Genomic DNA, 23,844 nt, shown 5'->3' with positions numbered 1-23,844 from the left:
GTCAACGAAAAAAAAGACGGGTATATGGTTACTTTACCTGAGATGGTTTCCTTACTGGCAGTGATTGAGCTGTTGATCTGTAGGTTCTTCTTTACCGGGTGTATTCTTCCAAACAATTATCAGGAGCTAAAATAAATCAAATTCTGTCATCGCATGTTTTCAGCTTGTTAAATTTTACATGAATTTTTCCCCAAAGGCCTGCATCTTCGCTATCCATTTTTTTGCGTAATCATTTTCCGGCGAATGCACGTATCCGATCGTACAGGTACGCACCGGGCTGATCCTGCAACGTTCCAGCACGCTGCGTTTGATGGCATGGTACGTAGGCTTCTTGGTCAGCTGCCATTCCTTCCAGCTTTCTTCATCGAGTACCGACACAATTCGTGCCGATTTTCCGGGATACACGCCCAGGCCTTTCGCCTGTTTATCCGCCATGCCCTGCAAGGGCGGCAGGAAAAGCCGGTCGAAGAAACCGGACAGCCGGGCGGGGATGGAGCTGTGGTTCACCGTGCAGAACAGCACGATGTGGCTGGCCCACTGCACCCGTTCGAGCGCCATCAGCAAATCTGGCTCCAGCGGCGTGATCTGGTTGGAGAACTGTTTGTTGGAATTGAACTTCAGATCCATGATGTACAATTCCTTCACGGCAGCTCCTACCGATTCCGCTCCCTGGCGGTATGCCTTCGCAAACTCGTGGTTAATGCCTGCCTTTTCCGCGTCGCCGTGTAATATTAACAGATGCTTCATGTTATACTTGCCTTGTACAAATATAACATTCGGCGGTTCAAATCAAAACAGGCCTATTTCTGGGCGGCGTATTCGGTGTTCCAGGTGGTATGCTCATCTTCGCCCTTGTACCCGTCGAGTTTCACCACGAAGCTCTTGGCGGGGAAATAAGGGGTGATGTGGATATCCAGGTGGATGCGGTCTTTCTGCACCTCATCCCTTTCGAAACGCATGATCTTGAACCGTTCGATGAGGCGGTCGGGCCCCTGGATACTGTCGAGGAACTTCACGATCTGCTCGCGCAGGTCTTTTTCGGTTTTGGTATTCCAGTTTTCGAACGCCCGCCTGTTGAGGAAGTCGAACAGCACTTTGGTCACGTAATCGAACACCCTCACCACCGAATACGTCTGCAGGCCGATATTATCGCCGTTGAACAGGGTTTTGGCGGAAAAGGCCATCACCTTGCCGTATTCGTTCACCATGGGTACGAGGCCCAGCCTTTCGAGCTGGGAGATCTCGCTCTTTTTGAGACCGAAACGCACGCCGTCGGCCTCGTTCATGGCGCCGTGTTTTTTACCGGCGGTCACCTGGCTCATAAGGGTGTAATACATTTTACCGGCCAGCGCGGCGGATCCGGGCACATACAGGTCGTCTTCCTCCCCGGCGTCTTCCACTTTCCCGCGGCCCACGAGCCAGTTACAGGTCATGATCACGTTGGAACGGTACGCGTCTGCGCTGGTGAGATTGGCGGCGGTGAACAGGTCGATCACATCGTCCGGCTGGTCGAGGTTCAGGAAGTCCGTCACCAGCATGGTTTTATTGTTGTGCGCGATTTTCGCCCAGCGCTCCACCACCTTGTTGGATCCCAGGTAACCGGGAATCACCAGCAGGGAGTAGTTATCGCGCAGGTCGAGGCGGTCGTAATTACGTTTGAATTCTTCGGCTACGTGCTCGATGAACCGGGGGTTATCGAGGTCGGTGAGCTGTTCCATCGAGGCATTCAGAATGGCCACGTTGGTCAGCTTGTCGCTTTCCGTGTTTTTGAAAAACAGGTGCACGGTGCGGTAAGCCTGCTCCAGGTCGCGCGTGGCGTCGAGGGCAACACCGATATTCTTTTTCAGCAAGGCTTCGCTTTCATCGGCCTTCTGCTGGCATTCGTCTTTCAGTTCGCTGAGGCTGCCGCCTTTTTTGAGCAGTTCCTGCCAGAGCTGGATCTTCTTGAGCAGTTCTTTCCTTTCGGCGGTTTTATCCTGGTCTGTCAGGAAGATCTTCTTCCTTGCTTTCCGCTCCGGGTTGAGGTTCTGCAGGCCGTCCACGATGGCTTCGAGGAAATCGAATCCGCCGACTTTTACAAGCCGCTGCAGGTTTTCTTCCAATGGTTGCAGGGAGGTTTCCGCGGGGGCGTTATGTTGCAGACCGGGCTCGTGTTGCCGGGCATCCTGCAGTTTTTCATTTTGTGCTGACATGAAGTACGGTTTATAGCTATTCAGCAGCGAACAGCGGTATTAATAGTATATGGTCAATAGATCAACAAAATCAACTGGCGTATCAGATATGCTGCTGTAATTCTTTCGCAAGGTTCTCCAACGCGGCTGCAAATGCCTGGCGGGTTTCGGGGTTCTCCAGGGTTGCTTTCAGCGTTTTATTCGTTTTGAGCTGGCGGATGATGTTGAGATATACATCGTTTTCCAGCTTCAGGGTTCCGAGAGTGGCGCTCTGCTGCACCATGCTCTTCACCGAAAAGTCGCCCAGGTGCTGGAACTGCAGCGTTTCATCCTTCGATGATCCGTCTTCGTTCTCGAAGCTGACGCCTACGTTCGGTTTAAAATGGCGGAATACGTCATCCACTGTTTTAAGGCCTTCCACGATTTCCGGTTTGACAGGTTCCGAGTCGGTTAACTGCTGAACAAACAAAGTCTTGTTGGGTGATATATCGGTGATGGCTTCTGAAACATCCACCTTCCGCTCGTTTCCGCCGATTTCATAATTAAACATATCTGAGACTTTTTATGAGATGATAGATTAACAACTGTTCGGGTATTATAAAAATAAGGCTTTTACGCCAATTCAATATTAAATTTTTCAATCCGGTCCGATGTGCCAGCTCAGCTCTCCGGAGCCCTCGCCGAGGCTTACGGAGATGGTCTGCCCCGCCCCCAGTTCCCCGGCGATGATGTGCCGCGAAATGGGCCTTCGCAGTTTGTTCCGTATCACGCCGGTGATCTGCCGCGCGCCATACCGGGGCGTAAACCCGCTCAGGGCCAGGGCCCGACGCGCCTCACCGGATATCTCCAGCGTGATGTGCTGCCGCGCCAATGCCTCCAGCAGGCTCTTCAGCTGGATGTCGAAGATCTTCACCACATTGTCTTCCGTAATAGGGCCAAACGGCACGATCTCGGATAAACGGGCGAGGAACTCGGGCCGGAAGTGCCGCGTCATCAGCTCCATCAGCTGCGCCGGCTCCGGCATCCGCCCCTGGCCAAACTGCTCGGAGATCCACTCGCTGCCGATGTTGGAGGTGAACAGGATGAGCGCGTTGGAAAAATCGCCCTCCTTCCCCAGCCTGTCGTGGATGATGCCTTCGTCCATGATCTGCAGGAAAATATCGAATACGGAGGGATGGGCCTTTTCGATCTCGTCAAACAACAGTACGGCGTACGGCTGTTGCCGTATCTTGTTCACCAGCAGGCCGCCTTCCTCGTACCCCACATAGCCCGGCGGCGCGCCATACAGCAACGCGGCGGAATGCTCTTCCTTGAACTCGCTCATATCGAACCGGATCATCGCCTTTTCGTCGTTGAACAAAAATTCGGCGATCGATTTGGCCAGCTCCGTTTTGCCGGTACCGGTAGGCCCCAGCAGGAAGAACGACCCGATGGGCTGCCCCTTCTTCCCCAGCCCGCTCCGCGATTCGAGAATGGCGGCGGAAAGGGCTTTCAGGGCATGGTCCTGCCCCACCACGCGTTGTTTGAGGTGGGCTTCCATGTTCATCAGTTTCTCCTTCTCGCCGGCCTGTATCTTGCCGATGGGGATGCCGGTTTTGAAAGAGATCACCGCGGCCGCATCCTGCCGCCCGGCTTCTTCGATCGTGACGGCGGCCAATGCCCGCAGCTGCTCCAGCGTTTCTTCGAGGTAGGCTTTGGTGATATCGCCGTCCGGGGGCGGCGCATCGAGGCGGCCCAGCAACACCGGGCTCAGGCGCCGCCGGAAATTATCGTGCACGCGTTCGAGGTCGCTTTCCTCCTCCACCTGCCGGCGCAGCTCTTCGAGCTCACGCACGGAAGTGTCGTTCATCATCTTGATGGCGGCCATGGTCCGGTCGAGCAAATCGAACGCGGCATCTGGCAGCCGCCGGTCTTTCATGTACCGCCTCGCCAGGCGCACACATTCTTCCACCGTGCCTTCCTGTACCTTGAGCTGGTGGTGCCGCTCGTACAGCGCCAGCTGGCAGTGCAGCATCCGCGCAGCCGTAGCGTCGTCGGGCTCGGGCACCTGCACCACCTCGAAGCGGCGGCTGAAGGCTTTTTCTGGCTCTATGAGCTTGCGGTATTCTTCGATGGTGGTGGCGCCGATCACGGTGATGTCGCCACGCGCCAGCTCGGGTTTGAGCAGGTTGCCCGCCCCGCTGCCGATGGAGCCCTTGGGGTCGAGCAGACTGTGAATTTCATCAATAAAGAGTATCACCTTGCCGGATCGTTTGATGTCGGCGATAATGCTTTTAAGGCGGTCTTCGATTTCTCCTTTATAGGAAGCGCCTGCGATGAGGCTGCCGGTGTCGAGCTCCATGATGGCGGCATCTTTGAGCACGGCCGGCGCGTCGCCGTTCACGATCTGCTGCGCCAGCCCGTCTACCAGCGCGGTTTTGCCCACGCCGGCATCGCCGGTGATGATCACATTCGGCTTGGAACGGCGGCAGAGCACCTCCATCACCATGCGCAGCTCCATATCCCGGCCGATGATGGGATCCTGCTGGCCGTTGCGGGCTTCGGCCGTTCTGTCGATGCAGTACTTCGCCAGCGCCCCGGCGCCGCGCGTTTCTTCGGCGGGCTCCTTCGCGTGGCCATTGGTATGCAGCGGCGGCGGTTCGCTGAGGTAAGCGCTGATGAGCTCGCGCTCCTTCAGGGGGAAAGACTTCATCTGGTCGGCCGGGAAACCGATGTTGGGCTTGCTGAGCGCAGTGAGCACGCATACGGGCGTGATCAGGTCCAGCCCCATCTTCAGCCGTACGTCGTCGGCTTCTTCCAGCACATCGGTCACTTCAGGGGTGCCGTTCACGTCGGCCGACAGGGCATGCACATTGGGATATTCATCGAGCCTTACTTCGGCCCACTCCTGCAGGTAGCCGGCATCTTTGTCGATAGCCTGCAGGAAAGGGCGCAACCCGGTTTCTTTATGCAGCAGCCCGGCCAGCAGGTGCGGCGGGCCATAACTGGCGTGCCTGCGTTCGCGGGCCAGCGACTGCGCCACGTGCATGGCATGTTTTACGGATTCACTGAGGTTCAGAAAGTTCATGGTCATTCGTTTTCTTTTGCGGCGGCCACCGTGGGTACGGGTTGATTGCCACCATACTTCCAGTCGTTCTGAACGATATAGAAATACGGCCTTCCGTTGGAAATAAAATAGTCGCCGGTCTGCAGCTGCACTTTCAGCACCTGGTTGCAGCGGCGGAGGTACGCCACCAGCTCTTCAAACTCCCCCTGCTGCATGCCGTTGCGGATGCCCTTCACGGTTTGCCCGTTCAGCGGGCCCAGGTCTACCGGCATACCGGTAGCGCTTTCCAGGTATTGGGGCAGCTTCATGTTTTTGATGGTGGCTTTGGTATGGGCGCCTTTCCATTGGGTAGCGCCGTAAGCCACGTAACTTTTAAACAACAGTTTGCGGAAATTTTTCCCATCCTGTTGCAGATTATCGCCAGCGAGGCGCGATAAGAGATCAGTGAGCTGCAGCATTTCATCATGGCTGAGCATAATGGCGAACTGCACGGGCGCGCCGTTATCGGTGATGCCCTCCTTCACGTTCACGTCGAAATAATATTTGAAGGCGTTATGGGGCAGGTGCTCGCCGAAGTCGCGCGGGATGCTGACGCCGGGCTGGTTGATGCTGTTCATCACGGGCTCGGTGATCTTTTCGCGCAGGCGGCCGGAGGTCATGAACACACTGTCGAGCGAGGTGATGATCTGCCGGTTGTCTGTATACACTTCCTGCAGGAAGCGGTTGAGGGCCACCATCATTTCGCGGTTGGTTTTCACCGCGCCCCTGCCGGGGAACACGATGGCACCGGGAATGAGGCTGCCTTCGGGGTAGTTGAGATAATATGAAACGGAATCGGTGTAAGCCGTGTTGAACTGCTGCGTCACGGCGAGGCCCTCGCCTTTCACCATCCGCAGCTTCTTGCTTTCGGCCTGCTGCTGCGCGGCTTTCTCGAGCAGCTCGCGCGATTCGAGCACGAAGTTATTGAAAGCAGGATCGAACTTGTTATACACCTGGAACACCAGCATGCGCGCATCTGTTTCCACCAGCCCGCGGATGAGCTGGGGCTCGGCCGTAAGCGACGTGCCCTTGATATTGCCCGTGCTGCCGGCCACGATGATGATATTGGTTTGCATGGGGTATTTCTTCAGCACGTTGATGGCGGCCTGCAAACCTTCGTAATATGGCTGGTCGGTGACGGTACCGGCGCACTGCTGCGTAATGGCGGCCTGCTTGTTGATGAAATCCACGATGCGGCTGTAGTTACCGGTCGGCTCGAAGGTGTTCATCCCCTTGTTCTGGTAACACCCGTCGGCGCCGCGGTACACCACCGCCCCGAAGCGGTATTCGTAACCGGCAAAAGATTTTTTGCCGAACACGTCGGCGAAATTCTGGATGGTATTGGTAATGCCGGGCAGGTAATTTTTCATGGGACTGCCCCCATCCACCACAAACATCACGTTCACACGGTTGCCGAAGCGGCGCAGGCGCAGGTAGTTGTTGTAGTCGATGCGGGTGCCTTTGATATTGATGACGGTGTTGGACGATTTGTCGAACACATTATTGGCCACGGAAGAAAAGAACGGATGCGTTTTGACGCCCAGCCCTTTGTGCTGCATCACGGGAATGGCGCGGAATACGGGGTTGCCCACGGGCAGCAGCGGGTCGTATTCGAAATTGCCGCCGGTGGTTTTCTGGGGCGTGAGTTTGCCGCTGAGATACCGCGCCGCGGCGGAGTCTTCATCGTGCCCGGATACGCGGCTGGTGCCCACATACAGCCGGCTGCCCCAGAGGTGCACGGCATCGGCCGATACCCAGCCCGCCATCACGGCGGCGGCGCTGTCTGCCGTCAGCTGGCTGGCATGGCCTACCAGGGCTTTGCGGCCGTCTTCGGAAAATTTATAAATGTACACGAGGTCGTGCAGCTTCAATTTTTCCCTGGAAGGCACCTGCAGTTCGGGAGAATTGAACACCACCACGGAATCGTGGCTGAAGTAAAATTCAGGCCGCGCGATAGGGTCGCCGCCGTTGATGATGGTAACGGCTTTGATGGGGAAGTTGGTCCGTTCGTCGGTAAGCGCCTTCTGCCACATGAGCACCTTGTTGCGCGCCACCCAGCCATAACTCACGGCCTTGCGCTTGTCCTGCACCTTGGTGCCTTTGAGGATGGAGGGATCGTATTTCACCAGGCGCAGATATCCTTCTTTTTCATCGCTGACAAAAAAGGGCTGCATGAAGTTCAGCTTTTTGAATACCAGCGAGCCGCCAGGCGTGGTAGTGGTATAACTGTCTTCCCGGTCGGAGAATACGATCCAGGCGGTCGATTCGTTTTTGCCGGAGGGGTCTTTGGTCTGCGGGGTCGGGTACCGGAAGTTGGACGGCATTTTGGCTATGCGCTTGCCGGCATAGAACTGTGCCTTCAGGGGAAGGCTGCATACTACGGATAACAAAATGAATACTCCTCTCATCGCTTATAGGCTGTTTAGATGTTAAGACCGGCGGTGCTGCTTTACCTGCACCAGGCTTACGCATTTGGAAGGCGAAAGGGTGAGGCTCACTTCATCGATCACCACGTTTTTACTGAACGTGAGGCCGATGCAGTAGGAATAAAAATCGGTGTTCTTCCTTCCTGTTTCATCTTCCGCCTGGGCTGTCGTTTTTTCCCCGTTACAGAGGTATTTCCTGACGAGGTAATAATAATGCGTATTAAAATTCGCGCCGTTGGCGATGGCCTGCAGGCGTGTTTTAAAATCGTCCATCAGCGCCTGCCCGCCTGCATTGGGGTCTACCAGCCCGATGTCGGTCAGCGGTTCGGTGATGTTGAGCACGTAATACACGGGCACGGTGCTTTTGTCTGTGCGCAGCGTAACGGTGTAACGCCCGGGCATGCGGTAGGTGTAATAGGCGTTGCGGCCTTTTACGTCCACGCGGCCGGTTTCACCGAAGGCCCATTCGAAAATATTGGCGTCGCCTTCTGCCTCGAGGCGCAGCTGCATGCCGGTAACGCCGGCGGTGGGCCCGGAAATCCGGATGCTGTCGGCCAGCACCAGTGGCACCGTATCTTTCACCACTACCGCGAACTGCTGCTGCATATCGCCGTCTACCGTGAGGCGCACGAGGTAGGTGCCGGCTTCCCTGAACCGGTAATACCCGCTCTGTTCTTTCGATTTGTTGCCGTCGCCGAACTCCCAGCTCCATTTGCTGGCCCCGGGCGTATTATCCGTATATACCAGGTTTTCGTTGAGGAAAATCTCGTTCTTCAGCAGGTGGGCATTGATCTGCGGGTTGCTGAAGAAAAGTTTGATCAGCAGAAATACCACGGCCAGCAAAAGCACGGCCAGTGCGATATAAAGATAAACCCGGTTGCGGTTGTCCGAGCGGATGGCGTTATTCCTGGTGGTTCCTTCCATTGATAGAATATGTTCGTCTTTAGGTGCTTAGTTGGGCTGATTCCGGTTGCGGTTCAGGATCGCTTCCTGGATGCCGCGCTGCGACAGTTTACACTGGTCCAGGTCGTCCTGCAGCTTTTTGATGTTGCGGTAATTGCCGCGCAGTTCCTTTTTATCGTAAAACAGTATTTCGAGTAATTGCGCTTCCTGGTTGAAGGTTTTGTATTTCAGGTCGTGCGCCCTTCGCTGGTAAGCCGCTTTCACGCTGCCGATGGCGTTGAGGATGTCGGACTCCAGGAACAGCGCGGTAACGCCGGGGTCAAATTCCATGATTCTTTTGTAGGTAGAATCCACTACGGGTTGCACTTCGTCTACTACGCGGGCGAACTGTTGTTCTTCCTGCATTCTTTGTGCCAGTTTTTCCTTGATGGCGCCGGTGCGTAAATCGCGCGTGCCGAAGAGCAGCCAGCTGAGAAGGCTGACGGCAACGAGGGTGAGCACCAGCAGGAACAGGAATTGTTCCTGTCTTTCCTTAATACTTAAATGGGCCATATGGTATCGCTATCGGGCTTAAAATCGGTTGAGGTTGTTCACGGCTTTACGGGTGGCCTTGCTGCATGCATCGAGCTGCTGGCGGAGGCTTTCGGAGCTGAAGCGGGTTTGCGAAAGGGAGTCTTTCAAACCGGCCAGCACCACCACGTGGCGCGTCATTTTCTGATACAGTTCACTGCCGGGCGCCGCCCCGTCGCCGGCGTTCTCCTCCAGCAGGCCGCGCACGCGGTTATTTTCGGATTGTACGCCGTTGATCAGCAGCGCCTGGTTGCTCAGCACCTGCGCGTCGGCGTTCACATACTGGCTGAATGCCCGCAGCTTGAACAGCATCTGGTCGAAGCGCGCAGCCACCTCCTCCCGCTGGTACGCCAGCTGGTCGTAACGCCGCACTTCTTCCGCCAGCAGCTTCAGTTCATGACGGTTGGCCGAAAAAAAACAGGCCACACACACCACCACGAGCAATATCAGCGCAACGAAATAAGCAATGAAATTAAAATACCCCTTGTTCAGTTCATGCTGATTGATCGGCTTCATACGGATCCATGGTTTCAGGCTTTAGATACGGTCACATATTTTGGGTAACCGGGTTATACTACAACGTTTATGTATTAATAAAATAATGGTTCTTCTCTGGTTACTAACAATTCTTCTGTTTACGCCGGGGCTCTTCTGCAAAGGTTTACCACATATTATTTCGAGGATATATGTGAAAACCCGTCGAGCGAATATACAAACAAATATTATGCTGGAAAATGAATTTATCGCGAATTTATTTAGTTTTGATAGTGACGTTAACCGGCAGCCATGAGTACCTCGTTCTATAAAAAACCTTTCAACTTCTCCCGTTTGTTTTCCAACCAGCCCCTGGAAACCTGCGATGCGGGCATCTCCATCAGTCAGCATATCGAGTTGATCATTTTTTCCCGCTTCGGCGAGCACCGCTTCAATCCGGCGTTCGGTTGCGAGGTGTGGGAGCTCGACTTCGAGCTGATCGTGAACCAGGCGATGTGGGAAGACAAAATGAGCCAGTCGGTGAAACGCGCCGTGCGGGACCAGGAGAAGCGGCTGTACGAAGTGGACGCATTCATCAACGTGTCCGACGTGGAGAAGGTGTTCCCCCTGCGGCGGATGACGGAGATCAAAAAGAAGGTCGATATTACGGTGACAGGCCGGCTCACGGCCACCGGCGAAAATTATGTATTTGCAACGGCTTTGTTCCTGAGCCCGTTATCATCTGAATAAAGGTTATGCAATACCCGGTACATTACACTTCGAAGGAAGACATCAAGGCGCGGCTGCTGCAAAGCGCGGCCGACTTCTGGGGCATCCGTTCCGCCGCGGAGCTGGATCCCATGGTGCGGCTGCTGATAGAGGCGTTGAGCGGCGAGCTGTACAATCTCGCCAACGACCTGCGCAATACGGAAAACCGCCTGCTCAACAAACTGGCGGCCCTGCTCACGCCGGACCTGCTCACCACGCCCCTGCCCGCCCATGCGCTTATGCAGGCCTACCCGGCGGATGCAACGGAGCTTTTATCCGATCAGAAACATTTTATCTATAGCCCGCGCAAACAGGCGGCAGGCAATACACCCGGACAGGAAGTGTTCTTCACGCCCGCCGTGCCCGTGCAGGCGCACGATGCGGCAGTGCTTTACATGGCTACCGGCAACCGCCTCTATCACTATGATCCACAGCGCGGAAAAATATTACAGGCGGCCGCAGCGGGCGGCGCTTACCTGCCGCCGCAAACACTGTGGCTCGGCATCCGCATCCATCCGGGCATTACGGCGCTGGAACAGTTCCCTTTGTATTTCAACTGGCCGCACTTTGCGTTCGATCATGAATGGTATAAACTGCTGGCGCTCTGCGATGCCGCCATCAACGGGCACAGCATCCCGCTCACCGGCGGTTTCCCTTACGATGCCGACGCGCTGCAACCGGCCCAGGGCACGCTGAACAAAACGCTGGCATTCGATATCATGCCCGTGCTGGTGCGCGATGTGATGGAATACTACCAGGACCATTTCCTCACCCTGTCCATCCGCCCGCATGAGCACGAAAAACTGCGTTATCCCGCGCCGTTCGAAAAAGTGTTCGGCGCGCAGGACCTCGGCCGGCTGCAGGATCCGGTGCTGTGGCTACAGCTCACATTCCCGGCGGCCATCCAGCAACCGCTGCTCGACAATATGGAAGTGTACACCAACGCCTTCCCCGTCGTGAACCGCCGCCTCCACAAAATCAAACACCGCTTTAAAGGCATCGGCAACATCATCCCCGTCAAACCCGAGCCGCACGAATTTTTCCTGAGTGTGCAGCAGCTGACCGACAGCCGGGGCAAACATTACCATCCCGTTTCGTACAACGAAAGCGAAACGCAGGGCCAGGATGCTTATTCCGTGCGGCACGGCGGCGCAGAGCGGTTCGACAGCCGCAACGCCCGCGAAATGATCACGTACCTGTTCGAACTGTTGCGCGACGAAAGCGCGGCGTTCTCCGCATACGGTTACGACTTCCTGACGGACGTGCTGCAGAGCCTCCAGCAGAACATCGCGCTGGTGGAACAGAAAGCCCGGCACAGTTTGACGGACATGACGGAATCCACCCGCTACGTGATCGTGAAACCGCAGCACCCCACCGAAGTGATGTACCTCGATTACTGGACCACGCAAAGCGAAGCCGCCCACCAGCTCCGCAGCGGCCTGCCCCTGGTGCAGTTCGAAGGCGCGGGCGTGCGCGCGGAATCGTTACTGCTGCTGACCCGGCCCTTCGGCGCACGGAAAGCAGCCGACCAGGGTAACCTGCTGCAGGCGTACAAATACGCCCTCATGACGCGCGACCGCATCGTGACCGAAGACGACATTAAAAATTTCTGTAAATACGAACTGGGGCAAAGAGCCGCGGAGATTCAGGTGAAACGCGGCGTAATGGCCTCCCCTCACCCGAAGGAAGGCCTCAAAAAAACGACGGACATCCACATCCGGCAGGCCCTCAATCATGCATACACCACCGAAGAATGGGAATTGACGAGCCGGCAGCTGCTGCATAAACTGAAAACACGCAGCAGCATCCTCACACATTACCGGCTGATCCTGCAATAAGGGTATGCGCCTAATAGAGGATGCACCGCAAATGACCGGTTAAACCTGCCATAGCGAAACCATGCGCGGTATGCGCCTAATCGAAGATGCCTGATAAACTACCGGCCGATCCTGCCATAGCGAAACCATACGCTAATCAAGGATGCTCCACGAATTGCGGACTTTGATCTGCTCCACCATTTTTTCTTCCGCCACCACGATGTTGCCTTTAGGCTGGCCGATGAATTCGAGGCTGCTGAGTTTGTTGAGCAGCGCCGCCAGCACCTGCATGCATTCGCTCACCTGCTCCATGGAGCGGTGGATGTTGTAATGATCGTACACCACATCGATGGTGCGCAGCAACAGGTCCTCGAAGTTGCCGGGCGTCACGTCCTTCCACTCGTAAAAATATTTGAGCATCTCTTCTTTTTCTTTCGCGCCGGAATAGTGCAGCGTGGAATAAAAGAGGTGCGCCATGTTGGAAAAACAGCTTACCAGCATCACCGGCGGCTGCTGGTGCATCATGTTGCGGTAACTGAAGAAGATCTGCGCGATATAGTCGAGCAGGCGCTCGCAGAGCATTTTGATATTGAGGGCAAGGGTAAGTTTATTGTCGCGCGCCGCCACCTTTTCGATGATGCGCAGGCTGCTGATCTGTATTTCATTGAGCAGGGCGCTGAAGCGCTCGTAATAACGTATCAGCCCGGGATGGCTCACGATCGCCGCGGAGGGCGGGATGTACTGGCCGTTGACGGACACGCGCCCGTTTTCGCGGGTGATCTGCCCGATCACGAGGTGGTTCAGCCCCATTTCGCCGGCTTCCACCTGGCTGGCCGGCAGTATCGAAAGGTCGTATTGTACGCCGGCGTAAGGATGGCGCGGCGGCGTTTCCCCGGCGTCTGGCGTGCCCGCGGGCACCCGCTCGTAAGGGTTCGCGCCCAGCACGATGCTGTAATGCTGCGCCTGGTTGTCTTTTTCCTCTTCTCCTGTAAAAGCGAACTGTTTCACCAGCTGATCGTCATACCCGTCCGGCACGAAATGAATGCGCACGCCGCCCGCGGTGATGGCGCTGCACTGGCGCAGCCGCACTTCCACCTGGCCGATGCGCTCGCTGATCTCGAAGTCGCACGACAGCCGCTGGCCGCGGAACGGTGGCAACAGGCCGAAATCGTAGTTACGGAGGAACAGGGAGGCCGTATCGCGCAGGGAATCGGTGAAATGATTGTCGGTATCGATAAACTGGCGGCGGGAAATCTTCATACCGTCTACCCAATTCACAGCGGGGTGCTTTACAGGAAATAACATAACAATACTTTTTCAGTGTGTACAAATGGGCGGCGCGCTTAAAGGATCACCACCCTGTCTTCCCCGCCGGCAGCCTGCTCCAGGCGGGTCACTCTACGGGCAAAAATAGTATACCTTTCTTTTACCTGGTTCTTGTCCACCGTCAGCGCCGGGTCGATGAACCGTTTTCTTTTGAAGAACGAAGGCTTCAGGTAGAATATCCAGCCGAAAGGCTCCCCTTCAGGTGATTGATAATGAATACCGTTGCGGGGGAACTTCAGGTTATAATCGTCGATGAATTTTTTGAACCATACGCCGAAGCTCATGTCCGGCGGCGCTTTCACCTTCACTTTCAGCGGTGAGGGGTCGCTGGCCCCTTTAAACAGCTGTACCTCCAGCACTTTCAATTTATCGAGATCCACATCGTAGAGGTCGAGCCGCGGCTCATGTTCCGGGTAATACCATACGGTATAGATTTCGGAGGGGATGCTGATGAGCGACATATAAGCCCACCAGAACACGGGCGGCACAAAGAACGCCAGTACCGAGGTGGCGGCCAGCCAGCCGTAGCGGAGGCCGTTGAGCCAGTTGAAGGCCAGCTGGTAGAGATATACGCCCAGCAGGGCCGTGATCAGGCCCATGAGCAGCAGCATGCCTTTGCGGTGCTCGAGGGCTTCGGGCAGGTGCCTGGACAGCAGGAAAACGCCCAGAACGCCCATTAACAGGTATGCCAGCTGCCCGAAGAGGTAGCCCCAGGGCATGAATTCCAGTTTTAAAGCGCCCAGCAGCCCGGGCAGGCCAAGCGCGAGCCCTGTCAATAAGAGCACCACCACGAGGCGGCGGTTACCCATGATGCGGTTCTTCTTATTCAATACCACCATCACGGCGGCGAGTATCGCAGCTACCAGCGGGAATAAAATGTAACTGACGAAGGTAGATTTTACATCCATAGAAATATATGGTCACAACAATTAACAGGAAAAATATGTAATTATTCCAAACATTATACCAGTAAAGGGTTAAATTTCCGGTACATTCAAATTTAAGCGAATTATCAGATTATGGAGGAAATGGGCGCATTTAATCTCAATAATTTTGACACCGACTACAAAGCCGCCGTGCTGGCGGCCGAACTGGTGGAGTCCGGGTTCGACATCAACAACCTCTTCATCTGGCCGGCGGGCAACAGCCGGCGCAACTTCTCCCGCGACGTGCAGTCGGTGGAGTGGCATCACCTCGAACATGCCCATAAATCGCTCCTCTGCATCAAAACCAGCCGGGAAGGACTGTACGATATGCTGCCCGAAGGGCTTTTCCATCAGCCGGTGCCCTACTCTTCCACCCGCAGCACCGAAGAGATCATCGACCAGATCAAACGGTACAAGGAAGAAGAGAAACAGGCCCGCAGGTTTTTCCTGCCGCTCGAAGCGGAGCTGAACCTCTTCCGCGTGCTCATCGAACTGCGCGAGAATAAAATCGACAAAAAGAATATTTACGACGACCTCATCCGGATCTTCCACCCGGGCTGGGAAATATTTTCGCTGCTCGACCAGCAGCAGGCCAACATCTTCCTGCACATGCTGCCGTTCCTGCACGAAGCCAAAAGCGACCTCACCAAACTGGAGCACCTGCTCTCACTGCTGTTGCAGATGCCTGCGCGCATCGCCTTCGAACCGGCCGGCCCGCTGAAGGCGGAAACAGCCGCCCGCATGGGTGAAGCCGCCCTGGGCGTCGACACCATTTGCGGTGAATATTTCGACGAGGGCGATGAAGCCATGATCATCCACATCGGCCCCGTAAGCCCGCACATGGCCCTGCAGCTCTTCCCCGGCGAACGCCTCGAAAAGATCGTGCGCTGGCTCGTGGCCTACTTCGTGCCCGCGGAAACCACCGTACACCTGCAAACGGACATTCTCCCCGAACAGCGCGCGCTCGTGCTCGATGAAGCGGCGGTGCTCGGATATACCGCGTTTATTTAAGGCATTCCAAAATCCATACACATGAGCAAATTGTACGCACTCGTAATTTTATCCCTGATCAGTTTTACCGCGGCCGCGCAAAAACCGGCATACGACAAAGCGCTGGCGGACTCACTGGGCGCAGACGACTACGGCATGAAAATGTACGTGCTCGTCATCCTGAAATCAGGCTCCAACACCACTACCGACAAGAAGGTCACCGACAGCCTTTTCCGCGGGCACATGAACAACATCGGCCGCCTCGCGGCGGAAGGCAAGCTGGTGGTAGCCGGGCCGATGAAGAAAAACGACAAATCCTATCGCGGCATCTTCATCCTGAACGCGAAAACGGTGGAAGAAGGCCGGGCTTTGCTTGAAACGGATCCCGCCGTGCAGGCGAAGATCTTCGATACGGAAATCTATGAATGGTACGGCTCCGCGGCGTTGCCGACCTATCTGCCGAATCACGACAGGGTCTCGAAAAAATCGCATTAAAACAAAAAAGCTGGTCGGATTGACCAGCTTTTTTGTTTATCACGGGTGTGTGCATTCATGGAAACTGTCGCCCGCCGGGTAGCTGAAGGTATTGACCAGCCGCCAGCGCGCTTTATACAAACCGAGCGCGGTATTCTTGTACACGAGCGCCCCGTTGATGTCGATGATCTGGTCCGTGCGCCAGGTTTCCCCGCCTGCGCCGGTAGCCCTTGCCAGGATGGTGGGATAACCCGTAGGCCCGGATGAAACCGACTTCACGGCGCTCAACGTTTTGGCCAGCGTAAACGCGCCGGTGGTCACATTGAATTTGTAAATGTAACTGGAGTTCGTCAGCCAGAGGTCGGTGGTGCTGCCGTGTACGGGGAACAGGTCGTGCGCATTGCCCTGCGGCATGGTGTACGTGGATTTGAGGGTGAGCCTCGGCGTGGCGCAGCTGTTGTTGTAGGTAAACACTTTCAGCTGGTTTTTACCGGCGGCGTACAACACTTTACGCGTGTTGTCCCACACCACGTTGTGCACGTCTTCGAACAGAACTTTACCGCCCTGTGCGGATTCGTCGTTGATATACGAATCGACGGTGAAAATGAGCAGGTAGCCGCCGGTAGTGGAAGCGGTCACCACGTTGCCATTGGGCAGCAGTTCGGCGGAGTGGGTATTCCCGCCCGCGTAATCGTACCAGATGGCTTTTTTCGACGATACGCTGATGAGCGCCACGCCGCCACCGGAAGCGGTAGCGAGGATGTAGGCGCCGTTATACACCAGCTTGGCGTCGCTGAGGTTGGAGAACCAGCCCTGCGCGCCCGTGCGGATCATGGCGTACGAAGCAGTGGCTTTCCATTCCCAGGTGATGGCATTGCCATTGGCCACGTCGACCATAATAATGCGGGCATTTTTCTGATCGCAGATGATCATTTCGCGGGGCGTGGCGGCGGCTGTTTCCACAGCGGCTTTTGTATCAGGAACGGGTACGCCGGCATTGGCCGGATCGGTGGTGTCGCGCTTGCAGGCCATGGCAAGCAATAATGAGGCGGCAACAAATAGTGATTTCATGTGTGGACGTTTTGTGGATGTTTGATTTATAGGGTGGATGATTCTGGATGCAAATTAGACATACTGCCACATCGACGGGAACGTACCCAATTTAATCATTAAAAATTAATATTTCAATTTTTTTACAAGCCTCTTTTCCCTTCCACCCAGTACGGCTGGGTGAGGATGCGCCCGTTGTCCACCCCCCTTTCCCGCAGCAGCTTCCGGCAGGCCTGTATGGAGCGCGCATTGCCGGTGAGGTAATACATGCTTTCCCCAGCCACGGCGCCCTTAGCGAAATGTGTATCCAGCGCAGCGGCCATGGCCGCAGGGTTTTCTTTGGCGATATACGGCAGCTGCAGCATGGCGGCGGCGTCCCGGTTGTCTCCATCCAGCTCGAGCAGGCCGGCGAACGCCTGCTGCCGTATGCCGGCTTCCTGACGGATGGCCTGGAACAGGCCGAGCGACGTTTCATCACCGAATACAAAATGCGCCGCGGCGGGCCGGAACATCTTCCGGCCGCGGGGCATCAGCATCCTGATGGCCTGCCCTACTTCAAGGCGGCTTGCAAACAGGCTGCCGGGGCCTTTGCCGTGCAGGTGAAACACGATATCGAATGTATCATCGTCCACCATCACGGGCGTATAGTTCCGGTAATCCAGCGCGTTCACCCGGAAGGCGACGGCATACCCGATGTAATAATGCATGGCCTCACAATATCCTTCGAACCGTACTTTCTTCACGGCGGGCGCGGGATATGATATCGCCACCACTTTCACTTCCAGGAATTTCGACGCCAGCAGGGTCTCCACCGCGTCGTTCATCCATTTTGGCAATCTTGGCATATACTGATGTTTTTTGACTGCAAAACAACACCATATCCAAAGGCGTAACAATGGCGTATCGGAAGGAAAGATTGGACTATTTGCGGTATGCTTTCCGGTAAGCCAGGGGCGGCATGCCGGCGGTTCTGGTAAAACTCCTTGAAAAATAGGTATGATCGTCGAACCCCAGGTCGTCCGATATCTGTTTGACGGTATGATCGGTGTAGTGCAGCAGGCGGCGCGCTTCCGTCATCACTTCTTCCTGTATCCAGTAGCTGACCGGCATGCCGGTGACGGCTTTGACGGCTTCGTTGAGGTATGAGGGGGAAATATTCAATGCGGCGGCATATGCGGCGGGCTTTTTCATCTGCCGGAAACTCGCAGCCAGCAATGTTTTGAACTGACGGGTGATAATACCGGTGCGCGACGTTGTGTCGTCCGCCAGGCGGTTCTCTTCCGAAAAAATGCCGGCGAACAGACCGATGTACGCGTCGATCAGCGAGCGCAGCACGGCATGCTGAAAGCGGTCCTCTCCCAACACCTGGTGCAGGTCGTGTACCAGCTGTATGCACGACCGCAGCCGGTGCGCCGCCGCATCGTCGATGGCGACCAGTTGCTGGCGCCCTTCAAAGGCGGGCCTGAACTGTTCGCCGACCAGCGCGTTATCCAACGCAAGGAACCAAACAACGGCACTTTCCACCACCACGCCGTAGTGCACCTGCCCCGGCAGGATGCAGAAGATACCGCGCCCCTGCACGTGCACTTCCTTGAAATCGACTACCATCGTGCCTTCGCCGCTTTCCTGGAATATAAAAATATAATGATCGTCGCGGTGCGCGGTGTTGAAGGGGATTTCCTCCGTTCCCAGCTCCGTGAGGCGTTTGATCTCGATGCCGGCTTTGGCGCCGGCATCGAGCGAATAGAAAGGAATATCGGTCTTTTTTTTCGCCATGGCGACGAAGTTACGGATACATTCTCAATCGTAATGTCCCATGGCTTTGTACACCTTGCCTTCTTCGTTGAGGGTAAAAAACTCCGCCGCTTTTTTACCGGCGATGCTGGTGTAATAAATGATGATGGTGTTCACGCAGGAAAATGTTTCGATCAGCCCGAAATGAAGATCGGGATATTTCACCATGGCCTTGCGCCAGTAGTCCCCTACTTTGTCTTTCCCCTTCAAGGTGCCGGACGGCTCGATGCCCATGGCTACGATGAACGGGCTGCTCATTTCAAAATCGTCTGTGTAGTGGCTGAGCACCCTGTCGAGGTCGTGGGCATTCCAGGCGCTCACCCATTCGTGTGCAAAATCTAAAGCCTGCTGGCGCGTAATCATAGTCAGTTTTTTATGCGAAGATAGTGGCGGGTGCAATGCAGGAGTAGGACAAAAAGCTCAATCTGAAAACGCCGCGCCCGGCGTTACGCCAAAGCGCTGCCTGTACCGGCGGATGAAATACGACACATCCTGGAACCCGCTGGCAAAGCAGGCTTCCGCCACCGGCCGGTGTTTATGCTGTAACAGGTACCGCGCCCTTTCGAGCCGCCTGTCGATCATCCATTGCAGCGGGCTGGCGCCGGTATGCCGGTGGAACCAGCGTTTGAAGGTGCTCAGGCTCATGTACTGCTCCGCGGCCAGTTCCTTCAGCGGCAGGTTGTCCGTTACCCTGCAGGCCAGCGGCGCCAGGGGGCTCTCCTCTTCCCTGTTATGCAGCGTCATGTTCACGCTGATGAACGCTTCTTTCCTGACGGGGATATCGGAATAGATGATGGCGTTTTTCGGGATGTACAAGGCATCGCCGGCCCGCATTTCGTGTTTGTAACCGTTGAGGAACACCACCTTCCGGCCCTGCTTCACGCAGGTGATGGCCGCGTGCGGCATGAAAAATTCGTCTTCCGAAGGTTTGTCGTACCGGCAATGCGCGATGTGCACGCCTTCCTGCGCGTACAACAAATTCACATGGGCCTTTTTACGGTTGAAGTTTTCGAACTGCACGATCATAGGGACTATTGTTTCAGGAATTGAAAAGAGCCCGCGTCCATCACGAGGCGGTTACCGTTCAGGGAGGCTTTCAGTATGGCCGTTCTGCGCGGCCCTACTTTCGTCAGCGAATAATGCGTGTGGAACACATACTGCAGCCCGCCGTTGTTGTCCCTGAAAAAATCGCCATGGCCGGTGCCATGCTGGCTGATCATGTTTTTATGCAGGACGGGATTGCCGCTGTATTTCTCCCAGGGGCCGAGCGGGCTTTTGCTGGTGGCGTATCCCACGGCGTAGTCCGGGTGCCGGAAATCATTGGCGGTATATACAAGGTAATACAGCCCGTTATGTTTGAATACGGAAGGGCCTTCCGTAACGGGCCATTTCGTGTTGGCGGTGTTTTCCCACTGATCCGTGGCGATGATGCTTTCCCGGAGCGTTTCCGGCCTGATGGCCGCGAGGTCGTCCGTCATCTCCGCCACAAAAATCTTGTTGCCGCCTGTGAGGCGCACATGGTAGAGGTATATCTTCCCTTCATCCATGAACACAAAGGGATCGATCTGCCTCACCGGCGCGGCCAGCGGTTCTTTGACCCGCTGCGTGAAAGGCCCCAGCGGATCGGTGGCCACCGCCACGGCGATGCTTTCATTGGCCACATACGCCATGTAAAACGAATCGCGGTATTGAAACACCTGCGGCGCCCAGAAACCTGCGGTGCCGAAAGCATCCCCTTTCTTCAGGGCGTATCCGCCGTTTTTGGCGGAGAGCGTCCATTGCGCCAGGCCGGTGGACGTGTAAACCTGAAACCCCTCTCCCGCGCGCCCCTCCACGGTCCCGTACAGGTAATACATGCCGTTATGCAGGAAAATGGCGGGGTCGGCGAGGTGAACGGCGCCGGAGTCCTGCGCCTTGGCCAGCATGGTGCATATGCAGAGCAGTGATAGGAAGATGTGTTTCATGATGTATTCGAAAAGTACTCATTATCCCCGAAAATAAAAAGGCGCTGTCCGTAAACAGCGCCCCGGTTATACGGATTGGTTAATTACCAGCCTTTGATGGCGCCTCCCCTGAATGCGTCGGCGGCCGCTTTTTCCACCTCGGCGCTCTGGTACGCCTGCACGAACTTCTTCACTTTTTCTTCGTTTTTGTTGTTTTCCCTGGCCACTACCACGTTCACGTAAGGCGACTCCTTATCTTCCACGAACAGCCCGTCGCGGCCCGGCACCAGGTTGGCCTGCGCGGCGAAGGTGTTGTTGATGATGGCGATGGTCACATCGTCGTCGTCGAGCGCGCGGGGCAATTGCGGCGCTTCGAGTTCGAGGATTTTCAATGCTTTGGGGTTATCGGTGATGTCGGTCACTTTCGGTAAAAGACCGGTGCCTTCTTTCAGCGTGAGCAGACCGTTCCTTTGCAGCAGCAGCAACGAGCGCCCGCCGTTGGTGGGGTCGTTGGGTATCACGATGGTGCTGCCGGGCTGCAGATCCGCCAGCGATCTGATCTTTTTGGAATACCCGGCGATGGGATACACGAAGGTATTGCCCACCACGGCGAGTTGATAACCGCGCTGGCGGCTTTGTTCCTGGAGATAAGGTTTGTGCTGGTACACGTTGATGTCGATGTCTCCCTGGTTCAGCGCCTCATTGGGGATCACGTAATCGTTGAACGCCACCAGCTCCACTTCCAGCCCGTATTTTTCTTTGGCTACCTTTTGCGCCACCTGGGCCACCTGGAATTCGGGGCCGGACGATACGCCGACTTTCACGAAGTTCGGGTCGTTCTTTTTTGCGCCGCCGCAGCTCCACAACGCCGTGAGGACCAGCAGCAGGAACGGTAATCTTGTTGTGTGTGTCATATGTTGGTTTTTGAAAGCCTTAACGATGGTTCACGCGGCGGGCGATGGCGTCGCCGGTAAACTGGATGAGGAATACGAGCAGCACGAGCAGCACCAGCACGATGTTCATGATCACGGCATCGTACCCGATATACCCGTACTGGTAGCCGATCTGCCCGAGCCCGCCCGCTCCTACCGCGCCGCCCATGGCGGAATATCCCACGAGCATAATGAGCGTGATGGCCGCGCAGTTCACCAGCGACGGCAATGCTTCGGGCAGCAATACCTTGTACACGATCTGGAACGGCGAGGCGCCCATGGCCCTTGCCGCCTCGATCAGGCCGTTGGGCACTTCGATCAGGCTGTTTTCCACCATGCGGGCAATGAAAGGCGCCGCCCCGATGCTTAAAGGCACCAGTGCCGCGCTCACGCCGATGGAGGTGCCCACGACGGCACGGGTGAAAGGAATCATCCATACGATGAGGATGATAAAAGGAATGGAACGGAACACGTTCACGATGACCGACAGCGTGCGGTTCACGGCGCGGTTTTCGAGCACCTGCCCCGTACGGGTCATGAACAGCATCACCCCGGCGGGCAGCCCCAGCAGGAAGCCGAAGAAGCCGGATACGAAGGTCATCACGATGGTTTCCCACGTGCCTTTGAGCAATAATAAAATAACGGGATCAGACATAACCTGCGATTTCTACCTGAATATGTTTGTCTTTGAAATACTGGATGGCATCGGCAAATGCGTCGCGGTTGCCGGTGAGTTTGACGAGCATCACGCCGTAGCTGATGCTGCCGGCATGGTCCATCTGCGCGCTGATGATGCTGGCGCCGATATTGAAGCGGCGGGCCGCGTCGGACAATACCGGCTCGTCTACCGTTTTGCCCGTGAGCGCCAGGCGCAGCAGCGGCTGACCATTGCCGGTATCGTGCGCCTGGAGGCGCTGCCGGTACACGGCGGGAATCTCCACGTGCAGCGACGAAGCGATGAACTGCCGGGCCAGTCCGGTTTTGGGATGCGCGAACACTTCCGCCACCGTGCCCTGTTCGATGAGCTGCCCTTCGCTGATCACCGCCACGTTATCACAAATCGATTTCACTACTTCCATTTCGTGGGTGATGAGCAGCATGGTGATGTGCAGCTCTTCGTTGATGCGTTTCAGCAACTGGAGGATAGACCGCGTGGTGCCGGGATCCAGTGCGCTGGTGGCCTCGTCGCAGAGCAGCACCTTCGGGTTGCCGGCCAGCGTGCGGGCGATGGCGACGCGCTGTTTCTGCCCGCCGGACAAACTGGCCGGGTAATCGTTCGCTTTCTCCGACAGCCCCACGAGCCCCAGCAGTTCGGTTACCCGCTGCTGCACCGCGGCGCGCGGCATATTGACGAGCTCCAGCGGGAACGCCACGTTCTGCGCCACCGTGCGGGACGAGAGCAGGTTAAAATGCTGGAAGATCATACCGATCTGCTTTCTTTCCTTCGCCAGTTCCGCGGCGGAAAGTAACGTCAGGTCGCGGCCATTCACGATCACCTGCCCCGCCGTAGGCCTCTCCAGCAGGTTGACGCAGCGGATCAGCGTGCTTTTGCCGGCGCCGGATGCGCCCACCACGCCGAATATTTTCCCCTGCGGCACCGTGAGGTCCACATCGCGCAGCGCGGTGATCTCGCGGTTTTGCTGGTAAAACTTTTTGGTAATGCCTTTTAATTCAATCATAGCTGATGTTGTAACAAAAAAAGCCTTTTCATGTTCCCATGGAAAGACTTCTACATACGCGGGCACAAAGATAGGGGCTTTTGTCTACAAAACCGCTAGACTTTTAAAATAACTGCCGGGAACGCTCACGACTATCAACCAATCATTTTACACTTCGACACACTCCAATGCCATCGGGAAAAGAATGCTGTCCCGGTTCCGAACGCCTCAAAACCGCAGTGCCCGGGGAATATCACAACCCACTCATTATCAACCCAAACGAGGCGCCCAATATCCGAAACAGGCAAAAATGCCTGAAAAAACCTGGGCTAAACATGCTACCACAAAGGATTTCATTCAAGGAACGATACCCTTACGCCACCTGTTCGCCATCTATAAGCCACCTATACGTTACCTCCTATAGGGGTAACGTATCCGTATCGGAAGGGTAGCGAAGACCTATAGAGCCGCAGGGAAAACGCTTTGGTGTAGCGGGAAAAGGGTATGGCACGGCGAATGTTTCATGCAGGTTACGGG

The 23,844-nt window shown here is 55.9% G+C and carries 23 protein-coding genes; 4 read left to right on the top strand and 19 right to left on the bottom strand.

What is annotated here, in order from left to right:
• Positions 1-174: 174 nt before the first annotated feature.
• From EGT74_RS25395 to EGT74_RS25360, 8 genes are all read right to left on the bottom strand, one after another.
• On the bottom strand, positions 175-747 hold the full coding sequence (locus EGT74_RS25395; protein WP_123849423.1) for an NAD(P)H-dependent oxidoreductase: 573 nt from the start codon (positions 745-747) through the stop codon (positions 175-177).
• A 53-nt stretch (positions 748-800) separates the two neighbouring features.
• On the bottom strand, positions 801-2,192 hold the full coding sequence (locus EGT74_RS25390) for a DUF5458 family protein (protein ID WP_123849422.1): 1,392 nt from the start codon (positions 2,190-2,192) through the stop codon (positions 801-803).
• An 82-nt stretch (positions 2,193-2,274) separates the two neighbouring features.
• Positions 2,275-2,721, bottom strand: coding sequence for a type VI secretion system contractile sheath small subunit (locus tag EGT74_RS25385; protein WP_123849421.1), 447 nt, complete (start codon positions 2,719-2,721; stop codon positions 2,275-2,277).
• Between the two features lie 87 nt (positions 2,722-2,808).
• Positions 2,809-5,238 (bottom strand): ATP-dependent Clp protease ATP-binding subunit, encoded by a 2,430-nt coding sequence (locus EGT74_RS25380; RefSeq protein ID WP_123849420.1) that lies wholly within the window; start codon positions 5,236-5,238, stop codon positions 2,809-2,811.
• 2 nt (positions 5,239-5,240) lie between these two features.
• Positions 5,241-7,664, bottom strand: a complete 2,424-nt coding sequence (tssR, locus tag EGT74_RS25375) for a type VI secretion system protein TssR domain-containing protein (RefSeq protein WP_123849419.1) — start codon at positions 7,662-7,664, stop codon at positions 5,241-5,243.
• Positions 7,665-7,685: 21 nt separating this feature from the next.
• Positions 7,686-8,606, bottom strand: a complete 921-nt coding sequence (locus EGT74_RS25370; protein WP_123849418.1) for a PKD domain-containing protein — start codon at positions 8,604-8,606, stop codon at positions 7,686-7,688.
• Positions 8,607-8,633: 27 nt separating this feature from the next.
• Positions 8,634-9,137 carry a type VI secretion system TssO gene (gene tssO, locus EGT74_RS25365; protein ID WP_123849417.1) on the bottom strand — a complete coding sequence of 168 codons (504 nt, stop codon included), beginning with the start codon at positions 9,135-9,137 and terminating at the stop codon, positions 8,634-8,636.
• 18 nt (positions 9,138-9,155) lie between these two features.
• Positions 9,156-9,671: a hypothetical protein gene (locus EGT74_RS25360; RefSeq protein ID WP_123849416.1), complete on the bottom strand. Its 516-nt coding sequence runs from the start codon at positions 9,669-9,671 to the stop codon at positions 9,156-9,158.
• Positions 9,672-9,941: 270 nt separating this feature from the next.
• On the opposite strand from EGT74_RS25360, the gene EGT74_RS25355 reads away from it, so the two are divergent.
• Both EGT74_RS25355 and EGT74_RS25350 read left to right on the top strand, forming a co-directional pair.
• On the top strand, positions 9,942-10,379 hold the full coding sequence (locus tag EGT74_RS25355; RefSeq protein WP_123849415.1) for a GPW/gp25 family protein: 438 nt from the start codon (positions 9,942-9,944) through the stop codon (positions 10,377-10,379).
• A 5-nt stretch (positions 10,380-10,384) separates the two neighbouring features.
• Positions 10,385-12,235: a type VI secretion system baseplate subunit TssF gene (locus tag EGT74_RS25350; protein WP_123849414.1), complete on the top strand. Its 1,851-nt coding sequence runs from the start codon at positions 10,385-10,387 to the stop codon at positions 12,233-12,235.
• Between the two features lie 132 nt (positions 12,236-12,367).
• Here EGT74_RS25350 and EGT74_RS25345 read toward each other — a convergent pair whose 3' ends face one another.
• Positions 12,368-13,519, bottom strand: a complete 1,152-nt coding sequence (locus EGT74_RS25345; protein WP_123849413.1) for a hypothetical protein — start codon at positions 13,517-13,519, stop codon at positions 12,368-12,370.
• Between the two features lie 38 nt (positions 13,520-13,557).
• A complete protein-coding gene (locus tag EGT74_RS25340; RefSeq protein WP_123849412.1) occupies positions 13,558-14,448 on the bottom strand; it encodes a TssN family type VI secretion system protein in 891 nt (296 codons plus the stop codon).
• A 111-nt stretch (positions 14,449-14,559) separates the two neighbouring features.
• On the opposite strand from EGT74_RS25340, the gene EGT74_RS25335 reads away from it, so the two are divergent.
• Both EGT74_RS25335 and EGT74_RS25330 read left to right on the top strand, forming a co-directional pair.
• Complete coding sequence (locus EGT74_RS25335) at positions 14,560-15,477, top strand: type VI secretion system baseplate subunit TssG (RefSeq protein WP_123849411.1); 918 nt, start codon at positions 14,560-14,562, stop codon at positions 15,475-15,477.
• A gap of 21 nt (positions 15,478-15,498) precedes the next feature.
• A complete protein-coding gene (locus tag EGT74_RS25330) occupies positions 15,499-15,951 on the top strand; it encodes a YciI family protein (RefSeq protein WP_123849410.1) in 453 nt (150 codons plus the stop codon).
• Positions 15,952-15,990: 39 nt separating this feature from the next.
• Here the strand turns inward: EGT74_RS25330 and EGT74_RS25325 are convergent, their stop codons facing one another.
• The 9 genes from EGT74_RS25325 to metN form a co-directional block, all read right to left on the bottom strand.
• The gene (locus tag EGT74_RS25325) at positions 15,991-17,001 is read right to left on the bottom strand and encodes a DUF6528 family protein (protein ID WP_123849409.1); all 1,011 of its coding nucleotides are present in this window, start codon (positions 16,999-17,001) and stop codon (positions 15,991-15,993) included.
• A gap of 122 nt (positions 17,002-17,123) precedes the next feature.
• The gene (locus tag EGT74_RS25320; protein ID WP_123849408.1) at positions 17,124-17,825 is read right to left on the bottom strand and encodes a siderophore-interacting protein; all 702 of its coding nucleotides are present in this window, start codon (positions 17,823-17,825) and stop codon (positions 17,124-17,126) included.
• Between the two features lie 76 nt (positions 17,826-17,901).
• Positions 17,902-18,756: a helix-turn-helix domain-containing protein gene (locus EGT74_RS25315; RefSeq protein ID WP_123849407.1), complete on the bottom strand. Its 855-nt coding sequence runs from the start codon at positions 18,754-18,756 to the stop codon at positions 17,902-17,904.
• Positions 18,757-18,780: 24 nt separating this feature from the next.
• A complete protein-coding gene (locus EGT74_RS25310; protein ID WP_123849406.1) occupies positions 18,781-19,137 on the bottom strand; it encodes a nuclear transport factor 2 family protein in 357 nt (118 codons plus the stop codon).
• Between the two features lie 57 nt (positions 19,138-19,194).
• The gene (locus EGT74_RS25305) at positions 19,195-19,800 is read right to left on the bottom strand and encodes an AraC family transcriptional regulator (protein WP_123849405.1); all 606 of its coding nucleotides are present in this window, start codon (positions 19,798-19,800) and stop codon (positions 19,195-19,197) included.
• Positions 19,801-19,805: 5 nt separating this feature from the next.
• Positions 19,806-20,738, bottom strand: coding sequence for a glycoside hydrolase family 43 protein (locus EGT74_RS25300; RefSeq protein WP_123849404.1), 933 nt, complete (start codon positions 20,736-20,738; stop codon positions 19,806-19,808).
• Positions 20,739-20,821: 83 nt separating this feature from the next.
• Positions 20,822-21,631 carry a methionine ABC transporter substrate-binding lipoprotein MetQ gene (gene metQ / locus EGT74_RS25295; RefSeq protein WP_123849403.1) on the bottom strand — a complete coding sequence of 270 codons (810 nt, stop codon included), beginning with the start codon at positions 21,629-21,631 and terminating at the stop codon, positions 20,822-20,824.
• 19 nt (positions 21,632-21,650) lie between these two features.
• The gene (gene metI, locus EGT74_RS25290) at positions 21,651-22,304 is read right to left on the bottom strand and encodes a methionine ABC transporter permease MetI (protein ID WP_123849402.1); all 654 of its coding nucleotides are present in this window, start codon (positions 22,302-22,304) and stop codon (positions 21,651-21,653) included.
• The gene (gene metN, locus EGT74_RS25285; RefSeq protein ID WP_123849401.1) at positions 22,297-23,328 is read right to left on the bottom strand and encodes a methionine ABC transporter ATP-binding protein MetN; all 1,032 of its coding nucleotides are present in this window, start codon (positions 23,326-23,328) and stop codon (positions 22,297-22,299) included. The genes metI and metN overlap by 8 nt, the downstream gene beginning before the upstream one ends.
• Positions 23,329-23,844 lie beyond the last annotated feature (516 nt).

Source organism: Chitinophaga lutea (genome assembly GCF_003813775.1).
GTDB lineage: Bacteria > Bacteroidota > Bacteroidia > Chitinophagales > Chitinophagaceae > Chitinophaga > Chitinophaga lutea.
The sequence above is the reverse complement of the archived record's forward strand: the minus strand, read 5'-3'. Positions and strand labels throughout refer to the sequence as shown.